Origin of the sequence: Paracoccus sp. PAMC 22219 (assembly GCF_000787695.1) — a bacterium.
Taxonomy (GTDB): domain Bacteria; phylum Pseudomonadota; class Alphaproteobacteria; order Rhodobacterales; family Rhodobacteraceae; genus Paracoccus.
Window position 1 is genome coordinate 15,393 of the sequence record NZ_BBPH01000018.1, and the last position, 22,916, is coordinate 38,308.

A 22,916-nucleotide genomic window follows, 5' to 3' on the forward strand; every position below is an offset into this window, starting at 1 on the left:
CGCACACGAAACCAACAGCGGCCGTCCGTGCCCGGCATAACGCCGACGTGATTGAACCGCTCCCCACGCTGCCCGTTGGGGTCCAGAGAGCGGCAGACGCCGCACAGTCAATGAACAGGAGATCACGATGACCAATCCGATCGCAGCCCTGAAACTGGGTGGCAAGGCCGCCGTTCTGGCCACGCTGATGGCCACCGCATCCTTTGCGCAGACCGCGACACCTGCCGACGGGATGACCACCATGGAAGAGGTTCAGTTCCCGACCCTCGACGGTTACGCGACCGACCAGGAGGTCATCGACAGCCTGTCCGCCCAAGGATACGAGAACGTCGCCGTCGTGCGCGGCGACGACACGCTGGTCGTCAGCGGTGAGCGCGGCGGCCTGCCTACCGAGCTGATCTTCAGTGCGACGGACGGCACGCTGGTTCTGGCCGACGGGATCGAGCCGGTGACCGACGACACGACCGCCGCCCCCGCAGATGCGCCCGTCGCCACCGACGCGTCGCCGTCCACGGATGGTGGAGAGCCTGCGTCGGAAACCCCGGCCGCCAGCAACTTCAGCGGTCAGGACCAGATGCCGCTGGACACACCGACCGCCTCGATCGAGGGTGACGAAACCGATCCGGTCGCGGAAACCATCCCTGCCGATGCCGCTGCCCCCACGCCGGAGGACGGCGATGCCGGTCAGGCAGCCGATGGCGGCGCCGAGACGGACGACAACGACAGCTGATCCGACCCTGTCGGACATCGGAAACGGCCGGGCCCAGTGCCCGGCCTTTTTCGTGGCATCAGGTGTCGTCGGGGTCGCGGGTCAGGCGGTCCAGTGCGGCGGACAGGGCGGCGGCGTCGGGACCCAGTTCGGCCAGCAAGCGGTCCTGAAACCCCTGCGCCACCTTCCCAAGGCGCTCCATCAACTGGCGTCCCTGCGGCGTCAGTTCCAGCGCGATCAGGCGGCGGTCGCCCGCATGGTCCGACTTGGCGACCAGACCCGCCTGTTCCAGCCGAGTCGCCGCGCGGCTGACCACCGACTTGTCCAGGCTGACGCGGGTGTGGATGTCGCGGACGCTGACCGCGCCGGAATGGTTCAGATGCGCCAGCACGCGCCATTCGGGAATCGTCAGCCCGGCCTCGGCCGCATAGAGGCGGGCAAAGCGGCGGCTGACCTGCTGCGCCGCGACGGCCAGGCGATAGGGCAGGAATTCGTCCAGGTGAAAGGCCATGGTCCCTCCGGTCAGGGTCAGATGGCCTGAAAGGCGGGGCGGGGGCAACCGCCCGTCACACCAGCCCCAGCAGCAGCGGCACCGCGATCAGGGCGGCCAGGGCTGCGGTCTGGACCAGCAGCATGGCGATGGCCGCCGCGCCCACCTGCGCCATGCGCGCCAGCGCGGTCTTCATGCCGACGGCGGCCACGGCCGCGACGAGCAGCGCGCGCGATAGCGTCGATGCGGCATCTGTGACGGGCAGCGGCACCAGATGCGCCGAATTCGCCGCCGCCAGCAGCAGGAACACCAGCACGAAACCCGGCAGCAGCGGGGGTCGCGCGGCCCCCGCAGGCGCGGCCCGGCGCAGGACCAGCGCCGCGATCAGCACAACCGGTGCCAGCAGGGTCACGCGGATCAGCTTGACCACGGTGGCGATGTCGCCGGTATCTTCGGACACGGAATAGCCCGCGCCCACGACCTGGGCCACGTCGTGGATCGTGGCGCCCAGGAACAGGCCGGTCTGATGGCCGTCCAGCCCCAAGCCCGCCGCCAGCATCGGATAGACGATCATGGCGACGGTCGACATCACCGTGACGGTGATCACGGTAAAGGACAGATCGCGTTCCGCGCTGTCGCGCGCCGGCAGGACCGAGGCGATGGCCATCGCCGCCGACGCCCCGCAGATCGCCACCGACCCGCCGGTCAGCAGGCCGAAGGCGCGGTCCTGACCCAGCCTGCGCGCCAGCGCGACCGACCCCAGGATCACCGCCGCGACCGACCCCGCGACCAGCGCCACGAAGGGCCAGCCGATCGCGGCCACCATGTCCAGCGACACCCGCAGGCCCAGCAGCGCCACCCCCGCCGCAGCAGGGCGCGGGCGGCAAAGTCGATGCCGGGACCGGCGCGATCGTCCTCGGCCAGGAAATGCAGCGGCATGCCCAGCAGGATCGCCATCAGCATCACCGGCACCCCGTAATGGCCGGACAGGAACTGTGCCGCCATGGCGACGGTGACGGCCAGCATCAGGCCGGGCGCAGGGCGCGCGCGCGGGCGGCAAGGGGGGTGTCGCTGCGGGTCATGGGGGTCCAGGGGGGCCGGGTCGCGGCCCCCGGCAGGGGTTACTGGATGTCGCGGGCGCGTTCCTCGGCCAGCGCGGTCTCGGCCTGGGCCACGGCCTCGCGGAAGCTGGCCAGGATCTCCTCGCCGCCATCGACATTGCCGGTGAACCAGTCATAGACCGGGGCCGCGGCCTCGGTGAAGGCTGCCTTTTCCTCGGCCGTGGGGACATAGACCTCGCCGCCGCCGGCGCGGAAATCCTCGTAGGCCGCGATGGACTTGCGCTTGGGCGAGGCGAACGTCGCCTGCTGCAGCTGGGCAAAGCCGTCGACGACGATGGCGCGCATGTCCTCGGGCATCTCCATGAAGCGCTCGTTCGACATCCACCACATCGCACCCATGTAGGCGTGCCCGTCCAGCGTCAGATATTGCAGCCCGGCTTCGGGGAAACGCATCGACATGATGTCGGTGATGCCGTTCGCGGTGCCCTCGACCACGTTGGTCTGCAGCGACGTGAACAGTTCGGCCCAGGGGATCGGCGTGGGCGACGCGTCCAGCGCGCGCACCAGCTCTTGCGGCAGGTCGGCCACCACGGTGCGCATCTTCAGGCCCGACAGGTCTGCGGGCGTCTGGATGCGGCGTTCGGTGTTGGCAAAGTTGCGCCAGCCGCCGGTGTTGCCGATGGTCATCAGCCGCAGCATGCCGCCCGAATCCTCCAGCGTCATGTCGCGCAGCTGGCGGGTGAAATCGCCGGTCAGGACCCGTTCGGCCACACGGTCGTCGGCCATGATATAGGGCAGGTCCAGCACCTGCAGATAGGGAAACAGCCCCGCCGCCCCGTCCGAGGTCGAGATGTAGACGTCGATCGACCCGTCGGCCACGCCCTGCAGGCATTCCGCGCCGTTGGAACACAGCTGCGTGCCCATGAAGATATCGACCGCGATGGCGCCGTTGGACGCCGCCTCGACATGGGACTTGAAGACCTGCAGGCCGTCGAAATCCTCGTCGTTCTCGTTGGAATTGGCCACGGCGCGCAGGGTATAGTCCTGGGCCATGACGGGGGTGGCCAGCGCCAGGGCGGCGGCGAGGGTCAGTGCGGGTTTCAGCATGGTATCCTCCCTTGGTGGTCTCAGTCCGCGAAGCCGGTCAGGCGCGGGATGGTCAGCGAAATGGCCGGGACATAGGTGATCAGGAAGATCACCAGAACCTCGACCAGCAGGAACGGCAGGATGGCGCGGGCGATGGTCATGACCTTTCGCCCGACACCGCGGACGCCACGAACAGCACCAGCCCCATGGGCGGCGTGGCCAGCCCCACCGTCAGGTTGACGCACATGATGATCGCGAAATGCACGCTGTCGACGCCCATGCCGGTGAAGACCGGCCCCAGGATCGGCGCCAGGATGATGATCGCGGGGCCCGCGTCCAGGAACATGCCGACGACGAACAGGAACAGGTTGATCATCAGCAGCAGGATCAGCGGATCGGCGGTCAGCGTCAGGATCCAGTCGGCCATCATCTGCGGCGTCTGCGACAGCGAGATCACCGTCTTGAACGACATCGCCGCCCCGACCAGCAGCAGCACCACGGCCGAGGTCAGGGCCGCGCGGCCCAGAACGTCCGGCAGTTCCGAGATGCGCATGGTGCGCAGCACGAACAGGCTGATGACCAGCGCATAGACGGCGGCGACGGCGGCGGCCTCGGTGGGCGTGAAGACGCCGCCCAGGATGCCGCCCAGGATGATGACCGGGGTCATCAGCGGAAAGAACGCCTTGAGGCTGGCCTGTCCGCGCTGGCCCCAGCTTTGGCGGGGCGCGGCGATCGGAAAGTCGTACCGGTCGGCCATGACCTTGACCGCGATCATCAGGCCCACGCCCACCAGGATGCCCGGCACGATGCCCGCCAGGAACAGCGCGGCGACGCTTTCGCCCATCACATAGGCATAGATGATCATGATCCCCGACGGCGGGATGATCGGCCCGATGACCGAACTGGCCGCGGTGATCGCGGCGGCAAAGCGGCGGGTATAGCCCTGCTTTTCCATCGCCGGGATCAGCATGGACCCAAGCGCCGAGGTGTCGGCCACGGCCGATCCCGACAGGCCCGCGAACAGCATCGACGACAGGATGTTCACATGCGCCAGGCCGCCGCGAAAATGGCCCATCAGGGCCTGGGCGAATTCGACCAGCCGCAGGGTGATTCCGCCGCGGTTCATCAGCTCTCCCGCCAGCATGAAGAACGGGATCGCCATCAGCGGAAAGCTGTCCATGCCGTTATACAGGTTGCGGTACAGCAGCGTCAGGTCGCGTTCCTGACCGTTCAGCATCAGCAGGATGCCCGGCGCGGCCAGCATCCCGAAGAACACCGGCAGGCCGATCAGCAGAAAGGTCAGGAACAGCGGCAGAAACAGGATCAGCATCACTCGGCCCCCCGCAGGCCCGCATCCAGCCCCTCGATCGGGGGCAGGTCGCGGGCGCCGCCCAGCTGCGCCAGGATGCGCAGGATCAATTCGACATTCACGGAAATCAGCAGCATCAGCCCGACCGGGATCGACGCCATCATCCAGGACCGCGGCACCCGGTACCAGTCGCTGAAATCAAGCGATGTGGGCAGGAACAGCGATGCACTGGCAAAGCGTCCGCCCAAGCCCGTGACCTCGCGCCAGCCGATCTGCACGGCGACGACAAGCACCACCAGCGACACGATCAGCAGGACCAGGTTCAGCAGCCGCGCGGGCGTGGCCGGCAGCATGGCGGGAAAGAAGTCGATGGCGACAAAGCCGCCGCGCCGGAACGCGGTCGGTGCCATCAGCCCGGTCATCCACAGCATGCAGAACCGCGCGCCTCGTCCGGCGAGGCCAGCGCGCTGTTGAACCCATAGCGGGCGATGACCTGCACGATGGTCACCACGACCATCAGGCCGATGGCCAGAATGCCCACCGCGCGTCCCGCGCGCAGCAGCTGTTCGTTGATCCGGGACAATGGCCGGACAAGGCGCGTCAGCAGGCGCATCTTGGGTGTCTCCTCCCCCGTTTCGTGACGGTGCCGGGCCTCCTCCTGCCCGGCGCCGCGGTCAGCCTTTGGCGATCCCGGCGATCTGGCCCCCGAAGAAGGCCAGCGGATCGCCCTCTGTGATCTGGGCGTGCAGGACGCGGCCGACGATGATCATGTGGTCGCCCGCCTCGTGCATGGCGAACAGGTCGCAATCGAACCGCGCCAGGCAGCGGTCCAGCACCGGCACGCCCTGCGCATTGGCGGTCAGGCCCGCATGGTCCAGCGCGTTGCGGTTGCGCGCGACGGTCCAGGCCAGATCGGCCTGATCGGCGGCCAGCACGTGGATGGCGAAATGGCGCGCCTGCGCAAAGACCGGAAAGCGGGAGCTGGCCAGCGCGGGCGACCACATCACCAGCGGCGGGTCCATCGAGATGGACGAGAAGCTGTTGGCGGTCATCGCCGCGCATCCGTCGTCGCTGGCGGCGGTCACCACCGTGACGCCGGTCGCGAAGCGGCCAAAGGCATCGCGCAGCAGCCGCCCGTTCTGCGGATCGGGGACAAAGCTGTGCGGGATCGGTCGCGTCATGGCACCTCTTGCCCAAGGGCTGCTTGGTAAAGGCGGAACCACTGCACGCGGTCCAGCCGGACCTTTTCGGCATCGGCGATCCGGGCGATCCGTGCAAGCGAATTGGTGCCCATGACCGGCATGATGATCGCGGGGTGGCGCAACAGGAACGCAACCGCCACCGCCGCGCGGTCAACGCCGAATTCCGCCGCCAGCGCGTCCAGTTCGGCGGCGACGGGTCCGTGGCCGGTCATCAGGCTGCCGCCGCCCAGGGGCGACCAGGCCATGACCGGGTCGCGGCGGCGCTGATGGAACGCCAGATCGCCATTGGTGAAGGGCTGGATCGCGGCCAGGGACACCTCGATCTGGTTGGTCACCAGCCGAGTCTGCATCGAGCCCTGCAGCAGTTCGACGTCCCAAGGGCGAAAGTTCGACACGCCCACGGCGCGGATTTTGCCCGCGGCCACCATCGCGTCCAGTGCCGCGCCGGTGTCGTCGGGGTCCATCAGCGGATCGGGGCGGTGGATCAGCAGCAGGTCGATCCGGTCGGTGCCCATGTCGCGCAGCGAGTTGTCCACGGACGCGTGGATGTGGTCGCCGGACGTGTCGTAATGCTTGCAGGCCGCATCGGCGTATTTGCCGATCGGCGCGATGATGTCGCATTTCGTGACGATCTCGATCCGGTCGCGCAGGCCGGGGCTGGCGCGCAGGGCGGCGCCCAGGATGCCTTCGGCGGTATAGGCGCCATAGATGTCGGCCTGGTCCATCGTGGTGATGCCCTGGTCCAGACAGGCCTCGATCTTGGCTTGGACATGGGCGGGGCTGGTATCGGCGTCGTCGCCGATCCGCCACATGCCATAGACCAGCCGCGACAGGGTCAGGTCGTCGGTCAGCGTCACACGGTTCATCTCAGCGCCTTTCGCCGGTGCCCAAGGGCGTTGCGGGGGTGGTGTCGGGCACGCGGCCCCAGACACGGTTCAACTTGCAGGTGTTCATCTGCGGCAGGACGCGGCTGCCGAAATGGCAGGCCTCGTTCTTGTGGGGATAGCCTGACAGGATGAAGGCGCGGATGCCCATGCGGCGCAGCTCCTCCAGCTTGGTCAGGACCTGGTCGGTCGACCCCACGATGGCCGCGCCGCAGCCCGACCGCGCCCGGCCCACGCCGGTCCACAGGTTGGGCTCGATATAGCCCTCCAGATCGGCCAGTTCCCGGTTGCGGGCCTGGCGGCTGACGCCGAGCGAACCTGCATCCAGCGCGCGTTCGCGGATCATCCGGCCTTGGTCATCGTCCAGTTGGCTGACCAGGTCGCGGGCGTATTCGCGGGCCTCGGCCTCGGTGTCGCGGACGATCACATGGGCGCGAAAGCCATAGTCCAGTGTGCGGCCATGCCGTTCGGCGGCGGCATGGGCGGCGCGCATGCGGTCGGCGATGTCCTCGGTCTTTTCGGGCCACATCAGATAGACGTCGCAATGCTGGCCGCACAGGTCCAGCGCGTCGGGGGAATAGCCGCCGAAATACAGCATCGGCCCGCCGGTCTGATAGGGCTGGACCGGATCGGTCGTCAGGCCGCTGAAATCATAGACCTGACCCTGATAGTTGATTTCGTCCTGGGTCCAGGCCTGCTTCAGGATCTCGACCACCTCGCGACTGCGCTGATAGCGAAAGGGGCTGGGCTCCTGCTGACCCGGAAAGTCGCTGCTGATGATGTTGACCGTCAGGCGGCCCTCCAGCATGTGGTCCAGCGTGGCGATGGTGCGGGCCAGCATGATCGGCTGCATCTCTCCGCAGCGGACGGCGGCCAGCATGTTGATGCGGTCGGTGATCGGCGCGCAGCCCGCGACAAAAGACAGCGTGTCCTGTCCGACCTGATAGCTGGACGGGCACAGGATGTTGCCGAAGCCCTGCTGTTCGGCGGTGCGCACGATGTCGGAACAATGCGCCCAGGACGATCGCAGCGACCCGTCGGGCACGCCCAGATGACGGTAATCGTCGGAACACAGCGCCGCGAACCAGGCGACCTCGACGGCATCCAGATCGGCAGAGGTGACGGGGACGACGGTCATGGTTTCCTCCCGGGACGGCGTCGGATTTCCCTTTGCATAGCGCCCCCCATCGTGTAAATCAATGGTGTATCAATTTGCCGGGGGACGGTCGTGGCAGGCGCAGGCGAACATCGGTCGGACGCATTGCCGATCCACCTGCAGATCACCGAGATGATGATTCGCGACATCGCCGCGGGTCGTCTGGTCGACGGTCAGAAGCTGCCCCCCGAACGCCAGATGGCCGAGGCGCACGACACCACCGTGCGCACCCTGCGCAAGGCGCTGGCCGAACTCGAGGCCCAGGGCCTGCTGGATCGCCGGCAGGGGTCGGGGAACTACATCCGCGCGGGCGAACCGACGCGGGCGGTCTATTCGATGTTCCGGCTGGAACATGCGCAGGGCGGGGGCGGGCTGCCGCGGGCGCGGCTGCTGTCGGTCGGATCGCACCCCAAGGACGCGGGCCAGCCCGCCTATGGCAGCGCCGATCACGGCACCCGGTTCCGGCGGCTGCGGTTTCTGGACGACACCCCCATCGCGGTCGAGGAGATCTGGCTGGACGGCGGCGCGGGCGCCATTCCCGCCGACATGGTCCAGGATTCGCTGTACCTGACCTACAAGCGGGCACTGAAGCTGTGGATCACCCGGGCCGAGGATCGTGTCGGCCTGGGCCTCGTGCCCGACTGGGCGCCGCCCGATTTCGCGCCCCGCCCCGGCACCACCACCGCCTTCATCCAGCGCCTGTCCTGGGCGCAGACCCAGGACGCGGTCGAATTTTCGCGCACTTGGTACGACACCGACCGCGCGCTGTACGTCCAGCGCCTCGTCTAAGGAGATTTCATGACCATGCAAGACAGCCGCGTGATCACCTATGGCGTTATCGGCTGCGGAATGATGGGGCAGGAACACCTGCGCAACATCGCCCTGCTGCCCGGCACCGCCATCGGCGCCATCTTCGAACCCGATGCGGCCATGCGCGCCCGCGCCGCGGCGCTGGCCCCGGGTGCGCGCATGGTCGACAGCGTGGCCGACCTGCTGGCGCATCCGGGGCTGGACTGCCTGCTGATCGCCAGCCCGAACCACCGCCATGTCGAACAGCTGCAGGCCGTGGCCGCGCACAGGCCGCTGCCGGTGCTGGTCGAAAAGCCGCTGTTCACCCAGGCCTCGGACGCGGCGGCGGTGGCAGAGCTGGCCGCACGGCACGCGGCGCCGGTCTGGGTCGCGATGGAATACCGCTACATGCCCCCCGTCGCCCGGCTGCTGGAGATGGCCCAGGAGGCGACCGGCGGCATCCGCATGCTGAGCATCCGCGAACACCGCTATCCCTTTCTGTCCAAGGTCGGGCAGTGGAACCGCTTCAACCGCTACAGCGGCGGGACGTTCGTGGAGAAATGCTGTCATTTCTTTGACCTGATGCGGCTGGCGCTGGGGTCGGATCCCGTCCGCGTCATGGCAACCGGCGGGCAGGCGCTGAACCACCTGGACGAGGTGCATGACGGCCAGACGCCCGACATCTTTGACCACGGCTATGTCGCGGTGGATTTCGCCGACGGCACCCGCGCATGCTGGAGCTGTGCATGTTCGCCGAAGGATCGCGCTGGCAGGAGGAGATCAGCGCCGTGGGCCCCCGCGGCAAGATCGAGGCCTTCGTGCCCGGTCCCACCCGCTTCTGGCCCGCGCATCTGGGCGATCCGCCGGTGGCGCAGGTCGTCGTGTCGCCACGCGAACCCCGCGGGCCGCAGGTCCACTTGATCCCCGTGGACCCGGCGCTGCTGGATGCGGGGGACCACAACGGGTCGACCTTCTATCAGCACCGGGGGTTCCTGGAGCTGGTGCGCGGCCAGCGCGCCCGCCCCGACGTCAGCGTCCAGGACGGCATCTGGGCGGTGCGCATGGGGCTGGCGGCCCAGACCGCGATGATCGAACGGCGCGTCGTCGAATTGTGACGCCCCGCACAGCGGATGTGCGGCCAAGGCAGTGCCGCGCATCCGCGAAACGCGCTATCAGGGGGGAAATCCGCATCGAAGGCCCCCCATGCGCCACAACACCAAAGCCAGCTATGGCAGCGTCGCCCGCAGCCTGCACTGGCTGACCGCCCTGATCATCCTGTCCAACATCGGCCTTGGCCTGTGGGCCGAACGCATCCCGCTGGAGCAGATGGCCCTCAAGGTGCAGGTGTTCTCGTTTCACAAGACGCTGGGCCTTGCGGCGCTGGTCGTGGCGCTGGCGCGCATCGGCTGGGCGCTGACCCAGACCCGCCCGGCGCCCGTCCACCCCGAACGCCGGCTGGAGACGCTGCTGGCCGAGGCGGTGCATTGGACGCTGTACGGGTCGATGGTGCTGGTGCCGGTGACCGGCTGGGTCGAACACGCTGCGACCGACGGCTTTGCGCCTATCCTGTGGCCCTTGGGGCAGGGGCTGCCGCTGGTGCCGAAATCGCCCGCCCTGGCGATGGTCATGGCCGAGGTGCACCATGTCTTCGCGTTCCTGCTGATCGGGTCGGTGGTCCTGCATGTGGCGGGCGCGGTGAAACACGTAGTGATCGACCGCGACGGGGTGCTGGGCCGCATGACGCGGGGGGTGCCCGCGGGCCGGGGCATCGCTGCGCGCCACGCGCTGCCGGCGCTGGTCGCGGTGGCGGTGTTCGGGGCGGGGGCGGCCTATGCGCTGGCCACCGCGCCGCGCGACGCGGCGCCCGTGGCCACGCTGGAACAGGCGGCATCCGAATGGCAGGTCACCGATGGGCAGCTGGGCTTTGCCGTGCGCCAGATGGGATCGGCCGTGACCGGCAGCTTTGCCGACTGGACGGCGGCGATCGCGTTCGACCCCGACAGTGGCGCGGGACAGGTCACCGTGACCATCAACATGGACAGCGTGACCATCGGCACCGTCACCGACCAGGCCAAGGGGGCCGCGTTCTTTGACGTCGCCGCCCACCCCACCGCCGTCTTCGAAGGGACGATCCGCCCCGACGGCGACGGCTATGTCGCCGAAGGCCCGCTGCGCCTGCGCGATCAGCAGATGCCCGTCACGCTGCCCTTTGATCTGACCATCACCGACGGCCTCGCCACGATGCAGGGCCAGGCCGTGATGGACCGCCGCGACTGGCAGGTGGGGGCGGGATATGCCGACGAAAGCACCGTGGGGTTCCAGGTGGACCTGACCGTCGCGCTGACCGCCACACGGTGATGTGCGCTGGCTGACAGGCCCTGTTCGCGCATCGCTAGTTGCCCCACGGGCCGCTTCCAAGGATGGTGCCCCCATAACAAACGGAGATTCCGATGCTGAAAACGACTGCCCTGACCGCCGCTTTCGCCCTTGTCGCCGGTGCCGCCCTGGCCGCGCCCGAAACCTACAGCCTGGACACCTCGCACAGCCAGATCGTGTTCGACTATAACCACCTGGGCTTCTCGACCACGACGGGCATGTTCGGCGACATCACCGGCACGATCACGTTCGACGCCGAAGACCCGGCCGCATCCTCGGTCGAGGCCACGTTCCCCGTCGCCTCGCTGATGACCGGTTTCGCCGGCCGTGACGAACACTTCCTGTCGCCCGACTTCTTCGGCGCCGAGGGTGCCGCCCCCGAGGTGACCTTCGTGTCCACCGGGATCGAGGTCACCGGCGACACCACCGCGATGATCACCGGCGACCTGACCCTGAACGGCGTGACCAAGGAAGTCGTGCTGGACACCACGCTGAACCAGCAGGGCACCCACCCGATGGAGAACAAGCCGTGGCTGGGCTTCGACGCGACGACCACCCTGCTGCGCAGCGACTTCAACGCCGGCATGTTCGCCCCCGCCGTGTCCGACGAGGTCGAGGTCCGCATCTCGGTCGAGGCGATGCCCGCCGAGTGATCGCCGTTCCGGAATGACGACAGGGGCCCGTGGCATCGCCGCGGGCCCTTTCGCATATCGCAAACCCGATAGCCGGAATGCGGGCTTCGTGCTTCACTGATTCGTTAGAATCAACCCCGGCACAGGAGATCCCGCATGACCATCAAGTTCGTTCTTGTCCTGCTGGCGGCCCTGCCGCTGGCTGCCTGCATGGAGGATGTCGGCGACGACGTCGCGGTCATCGGCGGCGACCTGACCGGCCCCGCCGCCACCGCCTGCCGCGCGGCCATCGCGGCCCAGGTCGGCAAAAGCCAGTCCGATGTCGCCGTCTTCGACGTGGCCGAATCCGAGGCCGGGATCGGCGTGCAGGCGACCGTCGCCGGGGCCGAGGCACCCTGGGCCTGCCAGACCGACGCCGCCTTTCGGGTGCAGGGGGTGATGTATACCGGCAGCGAGGGGGCCCTGTGATGATCGTGCGCGCCCTGATCCTGTCAGGCGTCGCCCTGACCCTGGCCGCCCCGGCCCTGCGCGCGGAAATCGTGGCGCAGCCCCAGCTTGCGCAATTCTGCACCGGTCAGGCGGCGGAACGGTTGGGCACGCGCCCGGCGGGCCTGATGACCCTTCCTGTCGAGCGCAACCACGGCATCTTTACCGTCTATGGCCAGACGGACAGTGCCGATCCGGTGCTGTTCTCCTGCAGCTTCGATTCGGCGGGTCGGTTTCTGGAGCTGGAGGTGCAGGAACCCCATGACCACGGCGACCACGCCACGGGTCAGCATCAGGCCGGTGTTGGCAAGTGCCTGCAGATGGTCGGCGTCCCGGCGGCGGTCGAACAGGTCAGCGCCCTGCGCCCAGGCTTTGCCGAGGTGATCATCAAGGACCAGAACAGCCCCCGCCGCGTGGCCTGCACCGTCCGCGACGACGGCAGCCAGATCGAGGACTGGGTCGAGATGAACTGACCGGCCCACCGATGGGGATATTCATGTCTTTGGGGGATGACTGGTAGCGGAGGAGGGACTCGAACCCCCGACACGCGGATTATGATTCCGCTGCTCTAACCAACTGAGCTACTCCGCCACGAGTAGCGGCGATCTAAGGGACTGGCGCAGGGCCGTCAAGCGGGTTTTGCCAAAAAGCGCGCCGGACGGCGAACCGGGCAGGCCGCGCTAGATCTGCAGGCCCGCGCAGCGTGCGGTGTTGCGGATATGCTCGCGCATCTGCGCCTGCGCCGCGTCGGGGTCGCGGCGTTCCAGCGCGGTCAGGATCGCGCGGTGTTCGGCGATGGACTGCGCCATGCGGTCGGGGTCCGTGTTCGGGATCGGCTGGCGCTGCGTTTCGGTCAGCAGCTGACTGACGGTGCTGTACAGCGTGGCCAGCATCCGGTTCGGACAGGCCTGCGCAATGCCTTGGTGCAGGGCCAGATCCGCGTCTACATGGGCGACCAGATCGCCCTGCGCCCAGGCCTGTTCGAACTGGGCGGCGGCGGCTTGCAGGCGGGCCAGCGCGTCGGGCGTGATGGCGGTGGCGGCCAGCCGGGCCAGCTCTCCCTCGATCAGCAGGCGGGTCTGGAACACCTCGCGCAGATCGTGGGCGTCGTCATAGCGCCAGGTCGTCTGCGCGGGCCGCGTGGCCGGGTCCATCACGAAGGTCCCCCGCGCGGGCAGCGTCTGGACAAGCCCCAACGTCTCCAGCGTCAGCAGGGCCTCGCGCAGCGACGGGCGCGACACGTTCAGCTGTTCCGACAGCGCCCGCTGCGACGGCAGCTTTTGCCCCGCCTTGAGTTCGCCCGACCGGATCATCTCCTGCAGCCGACGCGCGATCGTCTGCGTCACTGGCCCCTTGTCCCACATCACCCGCGCATTGCCCTTTCCGTTGGCACCCGATCCGGCATCCATCTGCACAGGAACCACGGCCATTGCAAACCGGATCGGCCCGTGGCTTGATAATGGTCAGACCGGTTAGTCCGGTCAATCCAGAATCATAAAGACGGGGAGATGATCATGCACGGAAAAACGATGCGCGGCACGGCAATGGCACTGGTGCTGCTGGCCGGTTCGGCCCTTGCCGCCTCGGCACAGGACACGCTGACGGTGGGTGCCAACATCGGCAACGTCCCGTGGGAGTTCCAGGACGACGCCGGAGAGTTCGTGGGCTTCGAGATCGACCTGGTCGCCGCCGTGGCCGAGCGCATGGGCGCCGAGGTCGAGACGGTGAACATCCCCTTCAACGGGCTGTTCTCTGCCGTGCAGTCGGGTCGGATCGACATCGCGACCAGTTCCATCACCATCACCGACGAACGCCTGGAATCGGTGACCTTTGCCCAGCCCTATTACGACAGCGACCAGTCGCTGACCGCCCTGGCCGAGGGGCCGAAATCGCTGGCCGAGATGGAGGGCAAGGTCGTCGGCGTCGACACCGGGTCGACCGGCGACATGTGGGCGACCGAGAACCAGGCCGAATACGGGTTCGCCGACATCCGCCGCTATGAGGGTCTGGCGCCCGCGATGCTGGACCTGCAGGCGGGGCGGATCGACGGGTACGTGTCGGACATCCCGGCGCTGCAGTACTACGTCAAGGACAAGCCGCAGCTGGCCGTCGTGGAACGCATCCCGACCGGAGAGAAATACTCGATGATGTTCGCCAAGGACGCCGAGCTGGCGACCGAGGTCAACACCGTGCTGGACGCGCTGAAGACCGAAGGCGTGGTGGCCGAACTGCACGAAAAATGGTTCGGCGTCGCCCCCGATGCGGCGTCGTCCACCGCCACCGTCCTGCCGATGCCGTCGCTGGATTGATCCGACGCCCGGGTCCGGGCCTGTCCCGGACCCGAAAGGATGCACATGGATATTTTCGACACCTTCCTGAACGCCGAGGTGATGCGGCGCACCTTTCCCATGCTGCTGCAGGGTCTGTGGATCACGCTGCAGCTGGGGGCGGCCAGCATCGTCGCGGGGCTGATGCTGGGCCTGGGGCTGGCGATGGCGCGGCTGTACGGGCCCGGCCCGGTCCGGTTCGTCACGCGGCTGTATATCGACATCTTCCGGTCGATCCCGCTGCTGGTGCTGCTGATCATCGTCTATTACGCGCTGCCTTTCGTGGGCCTGCGCCTGTCGCCCTTCATGTCCGCGATGAGCGCGCTGACGCTGGTATCGGGCGCCTACACCGCCGAGATCTTTCGCGCGGGCATCGAGGCGATCCCCAAGGGCCAGTTCGAGGCGTCCGCCGCCCTGGGCCTGAACGGTCGCCAGACGATGGCCGACGTGATCCTGCCGCAGGCGGTGCGGATCGTCATTCCGCCGTTGACGAACAATTCGATCAACGTGGTCAAGGACACCGCGCTGGCATCCGTCGTCGCCATGCCCGACCTGCTCAAGCAGGCGACGCAGGCGCAGGCGCTGGCGGCGAACCCCACGCCGCTGATCGTCGCGGCGGTGATCTATATCGCGTTCCTGTGGCCGTTGGTGGCACTGGTGTCGCGCATGGAACGCCGCTTTGCGGCCCGGAGGCGCTGAAATGGCGGGCTTTGTCAGCATCCGCAACCTGCGGAAATCTTATGGCACGTTCGAGGCGTTGCGCGGCATCGACCTGGACGTCGCCAAGGGCGAGGTGGTGTGCATCATCGGCCCGTCGGGGTCGGGGAAATCGACCCTGATCCGCTGCATCAACCGGCTTGAGGGGTTCGACCCCGCCAGCGAGATCCGCGTGGACGGCACCCCCGTCACCACCGGCCGCGCGCTGGCCAAGGTGCGGGCCGAGGTCGGGATGGTGTTCCAGTCCTTCAACCTGTTCCCGCATCTGACCGTGCGCGAAAACGTCATGCTGGCCCCGCGCCGCGTGCGCCGCACGACGCGGGCCGATGCCGCGGCCCAGGCCGACCGTCTGTTGGCCCGCGTGGGCATCGGCAATCAGGCCGACAAGTACCCCGAGCATCTGTCGGGCGGCCAGCAGCAGCGCGTGGCCATCGCCCGGGCGCTTGCGATGGAGCCGCAGGTGATGCTGTTCGATGAGCCGACCAGCGCGCTGGACCCCGAGATGGTGGGCGAAGTGCTGGACGTCATGCGCGATCTGGCCCGCACCGGCGTCACCATGATCGTCGTCACCCACGAGATGGGCTTTGCCTCTCAGGTGGCCGACCGCGTCATCTTCATGGATGCGGGCCAGATCGTCGAACAGGGACCGCCCGCGCAGGTGCTGTCCGACCCCCAAGAACCACGCACGCGCAACTTTCTGGGCGCCGTGCTGAACCACTGAAGGACCACCCCGATGACACAGCTGGACATGGCCTATGTGCAGTCCCAATTCCCCGGCCTGACGCAGGACTGGGTGTTCTTCGACAACGCGGGCGGCGCGCAGATCGCGCGTCCCGCGCTGGACCGCATGGTCGAGTTCCTGACCCATCGCAACGTCCAGATCGGCGGCAGCTATGCCGTGTCGCAGGCGGCGGCTGACGCGCTGATGGCGGGCCGTCGGGCTGCCGCGACCCTGGTTAATGCCGCCCGCCCCGAAGAGATCGTGTTCGGCCCCTCGACCACGGTGCTGATGGGCAACCTGATGCAGGCCATGCGCCGTCAGTTCGCCCCGGGCGACGAGGTCATCGTCACCATGGCCGATCACGAGAGCAATATCGGCCCCTGGACCCGGCTGGAGGAGTTCGGCGTCACCCTCAAGGTCTGGCCGCTGAACGCGGACACGATGGACCTGCAGCTGGCCGATCTGGCCCCGCTGATGACCGACCGCACCCGGCTGGTCTGCGTGACGCATGTGTCGAACATTCTGGGACAGGTGCATCCCATCGCGGATTTCGCGCGGTTCGTCCATGACCATGCGCGCGGATCTGCGTCGATGCGGTCGCCTATGCGCCCCACCGGCTGATCGACGTGCGGGCTTGGGATGTCGATTACTATGTCTTCAGCCTGTACAAGGCTTACGGCCCGCACGGCGCGCTGATGTACGGCAAATACGACCTGCTGGCCGAACTGGACGGGCTGTACCATTACTTCTACGGCAAGGATAAGGTTTCGGCCAAGCTGGAGCCCGGCAATCCCAGCTATGAGATGGCCTATGCAACCGACGGCATCCTTGAATACCTGACCAACCTGGCCCGCCATCACGGCGCCACGGGCGACGACCGCGCCCTGCTGGTCGCCGCGTTCGACCTGATCACCGCGCAGGAGGATGCACTGACCGACCGCCTGCTGGCCTGGCTGTCGGCGCGCAACGATTGCCGCGTCATGGGCCAGACGGTCAACCGCGACAGCACTCGCGTGCCCACCATCGCGTTCAAGTTCGACGGCATCGATTCCGGTACGGTGGCCCGCGCGATGGACGATCACGGCATCGCCATGCGGTTCGGCGATTTCCATTCCCGCCGCCTGGTCGAGCATCTGGGCGAGGATCAGGACGGCGGCGTGTTGCGCGTGTCTATGGTCCATTACAACACGCTGGATCAGGTCGACCGCCTGACCGACGCGCTGGCCCGGATCGTCGCATGAGCCCGCTGGATCTGGTCATCGCGGGCGGCACGGTCGTCACCGCCGCCGACAGCTATGCCGCCGATATCGGCATCCGGGACGGGCGCATCGCGCAGATCGGGCACGATCTGACCGGGGCCGACCGGATCGACGCGACGGGGCTGCTGGTCCTGCCCGGCGGGATCGACGCGCATGTGCATCTGGACCAGCCGACCTCGGACGGCACGACCATGGCGGACGATTTCGCCAGCGGCACCCGGTCGGCGGCGGCAGGGGGCAACACGACCGTGCTGCCCTTTGCGCTGCAGATCCGGGGCCAGTCGCTGCGCGCCTGTGTCGAGGAGTATCACCGCAAGGCGAAGGGCAAGTGTCACACCGACGTGTCGTTCCACCTGATCGTCAGCGATCCCACCCCTCAGGTGCTGGGGCAGGAGCTGCCGGCGCTGGTGCGCGACGGGTATACCTCGTTCAAGGTCTTCATGACCTATGACGACCTGGTGCTGAACGACGCCCAGATCCTGGACGTGTTCGAGGTGGCGCGCCGCGAACGTGCGCTGGTCATGGTCCATGCCGAGGGGCATGACGCCATCCGCCACCTGACCCGCCGGCTGGAGGCCGAGGGCCGCACCGCGCCGTATTACCACGGCCAGGCCCATGCCCAGATCGCCGAACGCGAGGCCACCCACCGCGCCATCAGCCACGCCCAGTTGATCGACGTGCCCGTGGTGATCGTCCACGTGTCGGGCCGCGACCCGATGGAGCAGATCCAGTGGGCCCGCGCCCGCGGCCTCAAGGTTCATGCCGAGACCTGCCCCCAATACATTGCCCTGACCGCCGACGACCTGCGCGGGCTGAACATGGATTTCGACGGCGCGAAATACGTCTGTTCGCCCCCGCCGCGCGATGCGGACAGCCAGGCGGCGATCTGGCAGGGGTTGCGGGACGGGACATTCTACATCTTTTCGTCCGACCATTGCCCGTTCCGCATCGACGCCACCGGCAAGGACACGCCCCGCGCGCGTTCCTCGTTCAAATACGTGCCGAACGGCATTCCGGGGGTCGAAACCCGCCTGCCGATCCTGTTTTCCGAAGGCGTCGGCAAGGGCCGGATCAGCCTGCAACGCTTTGTGGCGCTGACATCGACCAATCCGGCAAGGCTGTACGGGCTGTACCCACAGAAGGGCAGCATCGCCATCGGCGCGGATGCCGACCTGGCGCTGTGGGACCCGACCCTGACCCGGCCCATCCGGCAGGCCGACCTGAACCACGGCTGCGACTACACGCCCTACGAGGGGATGGAGATCACCGGCTGGCCGGTCCGCACCCTGCTGCGGGGCCGGACCATCGCGCAGGACTGCGTCCCGGTGGGCGATCCCACCGGGGGGCACCTGTCGCGCGGCACCAGCGAGGCGTTCGCCTAGACGTCGAAGTTGCTGGGCAGCACGATCATGTCGCGAATGGTCACGTTGCGCGGGCGGGTCAGCATGTACATCATCGCGTCCGCGACCTCGACCGGTTCGATCAGGGCGCCCGCGTCCTTCATGCGCTGCAGGCGTTCCGGCTCCCAGTCCGACAGCAGCGCCGAGATGACCGGTCCGGGCGACACCTGCCCCACGCGGATCCCGTGCCCCATCAGCTGGCGCCGCATGGTCTGCACGAAGCAGGTCACGGCCCATTTGGACGCGGTATAGACCGGCTCGACATGGATCGGGGCGTGCCCGGCGATGGAACTGGTGACGATGATGTCGCCCGTGCCGCGTCCGATCATGTGGGGGGCCACCGCATGGACGTTCTTCATCACCGCGTTGACGTTCAGGTTCAGCATGCGGTCGATGGCGGCCGGGTTGGTGTCGACCAGGTCGCCGCCGATATAGCTGCCGGCGTTGCACAGCATGATGTCGATCCGGCCCACCTTGGACAGGATGTCGGGCACCATCGCGTTGCAGCTGTCCGCGTCCAGCAGGTCGGTGACCTGGGCTGTCGCATCGCCGCCCAGGTCGCGCGTCAGGGCGTCCAGCGCATCGGCATTGCGGTCGACCAGCACCACGCGGGCGCCCGCATCCAGCAGCGCGCGCGTGGCGGCCAGCCCGATGCCCGATGCGGCCCCGGTGATCGCGGCAACCTTGCCGTGCAGGTCTTGGGACATGGTATTCTCCTTGGGATGGTATTCGGTCAGACGGCCAGAAAGCCGCCGTCGAGGGGCAGGACCGCCCCGGTGATCAGGCCCGCGTCGTCCGACAGCAGCAGGGCGATGGCGCGGGCCACGTCGTCGGCCTCGGCAAAGCGGCCCATCGGGTGGCGGGCCATCATCGGGTCGCGCCTGGCCGGCGCGCTCCAGGCGGCGGCGGCCAGTTCGGTCAGGGTGACGGTGGGGCGATGGCCACGGCGCGGATGCCGTGCGGGCCCAGTTCGCGCGCCATGACGCGGGTCGCGCCCTCCAGCCCGGCCTTGGAGGCGGCATAGGCGATGTGGTCGGGAAACCCGCGATGGCCGGCGATGCTGGTGACGTTGACGATGGCCCCGCCGCCGCCCGCAGCGATCCGGGCACGCGCGAATTCCTGCGCGCAGATCAGCGCGCTGCGCAGGTTGATGTCCATCACCGCGTCATAGCCTGCATCGGTCAGATCCAGCAGGCTTTCCAGCACGTTGGTGCCCGCACAGTTGACCAGGTAATCGCAGGTCCCGGCCTGGGCCATCGCGTCGCGCGCCGCCGCCGGGTCGGCAAGGTCCGCAACGATGGCGCGGGCGTCCAGGCTGTCCAGGTCGGACTGCGTGCGGCTGATGGCGGTGACCCGCGCGCCGCGTCGGGCCAGCAGGATCGCGGTGGCCCGGCCAATGCCCTTGCCCGCGCCGGTGATGATGACGGATCTATCCGTGAAGGGCATCGTGGTCTCCTCTCAATGCGGCGTCGATGTCGCCGCGCAGGTCGCGGGCGGTGGCCTGAAGCGTCAGGAACGCCCGGTAACGCGCGGCATGCAGCCGCTGGTTGTCGGGGTCGGGGTGATGGGTGGTCAGGACGCGCGACATGGCGGGCATGGCCGATGCCAGGTCGGGGAACACCCCGCCCGCGACCGCGCCCAGCATGGCCGCGCCCAGCAGGACGGGTTCATCCGTCGCCGCGGCGTCCACGGGCAGGCCGGTCGCATCGGCCAGCAGTTGGCGGATGCGCGGATGGCGGCCTGCGCCGCCGCTGATGGCGATGCGCGCGACCGGCGCGCCGTGGGCGGCCTGCGTGGCGACGATCTGGCGCAGGCCGTAACCCAACCCGCAGATCCCCGCGACGTACAGCGCGACCAGCGACATTTGGTCCGTCTCCATCCCCTGGCCGCTGACGATGGCGCGGGCATGGGGGTCGGCAAAGGGCGCGCGGTTGCCCAGGAATTCGGGCACCACATGCAGGTGGGCTGCCTGCCGCACGGCCTCCGGGGCGGCCTGGTCCGCCAGCCATTCGGGCAGGGACTGGCCCTGTGCGCGCGCGGTCTGGACAGCTTGGTCATGGGCGGGGTGCAGGCGCAGCAGATGGTCGATGGCGGCGCCCGCGACCGACTGCCCGCCCTCGTTCAGCCACATGCCGGGCACCATGGCTGAAAAGTATGGCCCCCACACGCCCGGAACAAACGCCGGTTCCCGCGTCGTGGTCATGGTGCAGGATGATGTGCCGAAGACATAGCCCACCGTGTCCACCGGATCGCCCATCGCGGCCACGGTGCCGACGCCGCCCGCATGCGCGTCGATCAGCCCGGCGCCGACCGCGATGCCCGCGCGCAGGCCCATGGCACGCGCGGCATCGGCGGTCAGGCCCGCGCCCAACGGCGTGGCGGGCGGCACGACCTGGGTGCCGATGCGGGCGAACCCTTCGTCCGCCAGCACGCCCAGGCCGATGGCGTGGAAGTAATCCGCGTCCCATCGGCCTCATGCGCCAGATAGGTCCATTTGCAGGTCACCGTGCAGGTCGACCGCGCGGTGCTGTCCGTGGCCTTCCAGGTCAGGAAATCGGTCAGGTCGAAGAAATGGCGCGCCGCGTCAAAGACCTGGGGCCGGTTCTCGCGCAGCCACAGCAGCTTGGGCGTCTCCATCTCGGGAGAGATGCGGCCGCCGACATAGCGCAGGACGTCGTGCCCGCCCGCGTTGATGCGGGCCGCCTGATCGACCGCGCGGTGGTCCATCCAGACGATGATGTCGCGGTCCGGATGGGCGGGGTCGCCCACGCCCAGGGGTGTGTCGCCCACCACCACCAGCGAACAGGTGGCGTCGAAGCCGATGCCCGCCACGTGGGCCGGCTCGATCCCCGCCTGCGCCACGGCGGCGCGGGTCGCGGTGCAGACCGCGTCCCAGACCTGCGCGCTGGACTGTTCGGCGATCACCCCGTCGGGGCGGTGCATGGCGATGTCGCTTTTCCCGGTGCCAAGCGCCGCGCCCGTGGCGTCAAAGACCCCCGCCCGCGCCGATCCGGTACCGACATCGATGCCGATCAGATACCGCTCCATCAGCGCCATTCCCGGCCGATATAGATCGCCAGCAGGATGATCAGGCCCTTGATGACGTCCTGCATGTAGGGGTTGATGCCCACCAGGTTCAGGCCGTTGTTCAGGATGCCCAGCAGCACCGCGCCGATCAGCGTGCCCAGGATCAGCCCGCGCCCGCCCGCGATGGCGTGCCGCCCAGGACGACGGCGGCGATGGCGTCCAGCTCGAAGCCCACACCGGCGTTGGGCTGGCCGCTCATCAGGCGGCCGGTCAGCACGATGGCGGCCAGCGACGCGGTCAGCCCGGAAATGCCATAGACCGCCAGCTTGACCCGCCGGGTGCGCACGCCCGACAGGCGGGCGGCGGTCTCGTTTCCGCCGATGGCATAGACGTGGCGGCCAAAGGGCGTGCGCTGCAGCAGCACCCAGGCCAGCGCATAGACGATGACCATGATGATCACCGGCACGGGGATGATGCCCACGCGGCCCACGCCGAACCACGACACCCAAGACGGCAGCCCGCTGATCGGATAGCCGCCCGAATAGATCAGCCCCAGCCCGCGGGCGATGCCCATCGTGGCCAGCGTCACGATGATCGCGGGCATCTTGCCCCAAGCGACCAGCGCGCCGTTGAACAGGCCCAGCCCCAGCCCGACCAGCAGCGCCGCGGCGATGCCCACGCCGCCCGGCAGGCCCATGTTGACCATGATCCCCGCCGCGACCGTGCCTGCCAGCGCCATGACCGCGCCCACCGACAGGTCGATCCCGCCGGTCAGGATGACGAAGGTCATGCCCACCGCCAGGATGCCCACGACCGACACCTGCCGTAGCACGTTCAGGATGTTGTTCACGGTGAAGAAGTTGTCGCTGGCGAAGGCCATCAGGACCGACACCACGATCAGCCCGACCAGAGGCAACGCCAGCGGCGAATGCAGCAGCCAGTCGAAGGCGCGATGCCTGGCGGTGTTTGCGTCATGCGACATGGTGGACCTTTCCCGTGGTTGCGTGTGTCATGATCCGTTCCGAGGTGATGGCGTCCCCCTCGACCGTCGCGACGATGCCGCCGGACCGAAAGACGCAGACCCGGTCGGCCATGCCGATGATTTCCGGCAGTCTGACGAGATCATGATGATGGCGTATCCCTGCGCCGTGAACTGGCGCATCAGTTGATAGATTTCGGCCTTGGCGCCGACATCGATGCCGCGCGTGGGTTCGTCAAAGATCAGGACCCGCATCTGGTGGTTCAGCCAGCGGGCGATGACGACCTTTTGCTGGTTGCCGCCCGA

22 protein-coding genes, 1 tRNA gene and 6 pseudogenes are annotated in these 22,916 nt (G+C 68.2%); 13 read left to right on the forward strand and 16 right to left on the reverse strand.

The window, feature by feature from the left end:
• Positions 1 to 127: 127 nt before the first annotated feature.
• A complete protein-coding gene (locus TY51_RS03020) occupies positions 128 to 730 on the forward strand; it encodes a hypothetical protein (RefSeq protein ID WP_042245705.1) in 603 nt (200 codons plus the stop codon).
• 58 nt (positions 731 to 788) lie between these two features.
• Here TY51_RS03020 and TY51_RS03025 read toward each other — a convergent pair whose 3' ends face one another.
• The 9 genes and pseudogenes from TY51_RS03025 to TY51_RS03060 form a co-directional block, all read right to left on the reverse strand.
• Complete coding sequence (locus TY51_RS03025) at positions 789 to 1,220, reverse strand: MarR family winged helix-turn-helix transcriptional regulator (protein WP_042245708.1); 432 nt, start codon at positions 1,218 to 1,220, stop codon at positions 789 to 791.
• 55 nt (positions 1,221 to 1,275) lie between these two features.
• Positions 1,276 to 2,225 (reverse strand): annotated as a pseudogene (locus TY51_RS03030) (YeiH family protein).
• Between the two features lie 95 nt (positions 2,226 to 2,320).
• A complete protein-coding gene (gene dctP / locus TY51_RS03035; RefSeq protein ID WP_042245710.1) occupies positions 2,321 to 3,367 on the reverse strand; it encodes a TRAP transporter substrate-binding protein DctP in 1,047 nt (348 codons plus the stop codon).
• A 20-nt stretch (positions 3,368 to 3,387) separates the two neighbouring features.
• A pseudogene (locus TY51_RS03040) lies at positions 3,388 to 4,676 on the reverse strand (TRAP transporter large permease).
• On the reverse strand, positions 4,676 to 5,065 hold the full coding sequence (locus TY51_RS03045; protein WP_307534282.1) for a TRAP transporter small permease subunit: 390 nt from the start codon (positions 5,063 to 5,065) through the stop codon (positions 4,676 to 4,678). The pseudogene TY51_RS03040 and the gene TY51_RS03045 overlap by 1 nt, the downstream one beginning before the upstream one ends.
• Positions 5,066 to 5,073: 8 nt before the next feature.
• Positions 5,074 to 5,268: a hypothetical protein gene (locus tag TY51_RS24220; protein ID WP_307534285.1), complete on the reverse strand. Its 195-nt coding sequence runs from the start codon at positions 5,266 to 5,268 to the stop codon at positions 5,074 to 5,076.
• A 61-nt stretch (positions 5,269 to 5,329) separates the two neighbouring features.
• Entirely contained in the window at positions 5,330 to 5,836 is a 507-nt protein-coding gene (locus TY51_RS03050; protein WP_042245714.1) for a flavin reductase family protein, read from the reverse strand.
• On the reverse strand, positions 5,833 to 6,723 hold the full coding sequence (locus tag TY51_RS03055) for an aldo/keto reductase family oxidoreductase (RefSeq protein ID WP_042245717.1): 891 nt from the start codon (positions 6,721 to 6,723) through the stop codon (positions 5,833 to 5,835). Before TY51_RS03055 ends, TY51_RS03050 begins: the two co-directional genes overlap by 4 nt.
• Position 6,724: 1 nt before the next feature.
• Positions 6,725 to 7,879: an LLM class flavin-dependent oxidoreductase gene (locus TY51_RS03060; protein WP_042245720.1), complete on the reverse strand. Its 1,155-nt coding sequence runs from the start codon at positions 7,877 to 7,879 to the stop codon at positions 6,725 to 6,727.
• Between the two features lie 90 nt (positions 7,880 to 7,969).
• Here TY51_RS03060 and TY51_RS03065 point away from each other — a divergent pair, with 90 nt between their 5' ends.
• From TY51_RS03065 to TY51_RS03090, 6 genes and pseudogenes are all read left to right on the forward strand, one after another.
• The gene (locus tag TY51_RS03065) at positions 7,970 to 8,686 is read left to right on the forward strand and encodes a GntR family transcriptional regulator (protein ID WP_307534290.1); all 717 of its coding nucleotides are present in this window, start codon (positions 7,970 to 7,972) and stop codon (positions 8,684 to 8,686) included.
• Between the two features lie 15 nt (positions 8,687 to 8,701).
• Positions 8,702 to 9,801 (forward strand): annotated as a pseudogene (locus tag TY51_RS03070) (Gfo/Idh/MocA family protein).
• 88 nt (positions 9,802 to 9,889) lie between these two features.
• Positions 9,890 to 11,044, forward strand: coding sequence for a cytochrome b/b6 domain-containing protein (locus TY51_RS03075; RefSeq protein WP_042245723.1), 1,155 nt, complete (start codon positions 9,890 to 9,892; stop codon positions 11,042 to 11,044).
• Positions 11,045 to 11,136: 92 nt separating this feature from the next.
• Positions 11,137 to 11,715, forward strand: coding sequence for a YceI family protein (locus TY51_RS03080; RefSeq protein ID WP_197054613.1), 579 nt, complete (start codon positions 11,137 to 11,139; stop codon positions 11,713 to 11,715).
• Between the two features lie 135 nt (positions 11,716 to 11,850).
• Positions 11,851 to 12,162, forward strand: coding sequence for a hypothetical protein (locus TY51_RS03085; protein WP_052649715.1), 312 nt, complete (start codon positions 11,851 to 11,853; stop codon positions 12,160 to 12,162).
• Complete coding sequence (locus TY51_RS03090; protein ID WP_042245724.1) at positions 12,162 to 12,653, forward strand: YsaB family lipoprotein; 492 nt, start codon at positions 12,162 to 12,164, stop codon at positions 12,651 to 12,653. Before TY51_RS03085 ends, TY51_RS03090 begins: the two co-directional genes overlap by 1 nt.
• A 41-nt stretch (positions 12,654 to 12,694) precedes the next feature.
• Here TY51_RS03090 and TY51_RS03095 read toward each other — a convergent pair.
• Both TY51_RS03095 and TY51_RS03100 read right to left on the reverse strand, forming a co-directional pair.
• A tRNA-Met gene (locus TY51_RS03095) sits at positions 12,695 to 12,771 on the reverse strand.
• A gap of 89 nt (positions 12,772 to 12,860) precedes the next feature.
• A complete protein-coding gene (locus TY51_RS03100) occupies positions 12,861 to 13,610 on the reverse strand; it encodes a FadR/GntR family transcriptional regulator (RefSeq protein ID WP_231558876.1) in 750 nt (249 codons plus the stop codon).
• Between the two features lie 84 nt (positions 13,611 to 13,694).
• Between TY51_RS03100 and TY51_RS03105 the strand changes: the two genes are divergently transcribed.
• The 6 genes from TY51_RS03105 to hydA are packed head-to-tail and all read left to right on the forward strand — an operon-like array spanning position 13,695 to position 18,586.
• A complete protein-coding gene (locus TY51_RS03105; RefSeq protein ID WP_042245767.1) occupies positions 13,695 to 14,489 on the forward strand; it encodes an ABC transporter substrate-binding protein in 795 nt (264 codons plus the stop codon).
• 45 nt (positions 14,490 to 14,534) lie between these two features.
• Positions 14,535 to 15,206 (forward strand): amino acid ABC transporter permease, encoded by a 672-nt coding sequence (locus tag TY51_RS03110; protein ID WP_042245727.1) that lies wholly within the window; start codon positions 14,535 to 14,537, stop codon positions 15,204 to 15,206.
• Position 15,207: 1 nt separating this feature from the next.
• Positions 15,208 to 15,945: an amino acid ABC transporter ATP-binding protein gene (locus TY51_RS03115; RefSeq protein ID WP_042245730.1), complete on the forward strand. Its 738-nt coding sequence runs from the start codon at positions 15,208 to 15,210 to the stop codon at positions 15,943 to 15,945.
• Between the two features lie 12 nt (positions 15,946 to 15,957).
• Complete coding sequence (locus tag TY51_RS23910) at positions 15,958 to 16,566, forward strand: aminotransferase class V-fold PLP-dependent enzyme (RefSeq protein WP_197054615.1); 609 nt, start codon at positions 15,958 to 15,960, stop codon at positions 16,564 to 16,566.
• A gap of 5 nt (positions 16,567 to 16,571) precedes the next feature.
• On the forward strand, positions 16,572 to 17,186 hold the full coding sequence (locus TY51_RS23915; RefSeq protein WP_255351378.1) for an aminotransferase class V-fold PLP-dependent enzyme: 615 nt from the start codon (positions 16,572 to 16,574) through the stop codon (positions 17,184 to 17,186).
• Positions 17,183 to 18,586: a dihydropyrimidinase gene (gene hydA / locus TY51_RS03125; RefSeq protein WP_042245732.1), complete on the forward strand. Its 1,404-nt coding sequence runs from the start codon at positions 17,183 to 17,185 to the stop codon at positions 18,584 to 18,586. Before TY51_RS23915 ends, hydA begins: the two co-directional genes overlap by 4 nt.
• Here hydA and TY51_RS03130 read toward each other — a convergent pair.
• From TY51_RS03130 to TY51_RS03150, 5 genes and pseudogenes are all read right to left on the reverse strand, one after another.
• Positions 18,583 to 19,311, reverse strand: coding sequence for an SDR family oxidoreductase (locus TY51_RS03130; RefSeq protein WP_042245734.1), 729 nt, complete (start codon positions 19,309 to 19,311; stop codon positions 18,583 to 18,585). The two genes, hydA and TY51_RS03130, sit on opposite strands and share 4 nt — an antisense overlap.
• Positions 19,312 to 19,337: 26 nt before the next feature.
• Positions 19,338 to 20,050, reverse strand: a pseudogene (locus tag TY51_RS03135) (SDR family oxidoreductase).
• Positions 20,034 to 21,652 (reverse strand): annotated as a pseudogene (locus tag TY51_RS03140) (FGGY-family carbohydrate kinase). The pseudogenes TY51_RS03135 and TY51_RS03140 overlap by 17 nt, the downstream one beginning before the upstream one ends.
• Positions 21,652 to 22,613, reverse strand: a pseudogene (locus TY51_RS03145) (ABC transporter permease). The pseudogenes TY51_RS03140 and TY51_RS03145 overlap by 1 nt, the downstream one beginning before the upstream one ends.
• Positions 22,614 to 22,640: 27 nt before the next feature.
• Positions 22,641 to 22,916 (reverse strand): ATP-binding cassette domain-containing protein (locus TY51_RS03150; protein WP_042245737.1); only part of this gene is annotated, 276 nt, incomplete at its 5' end.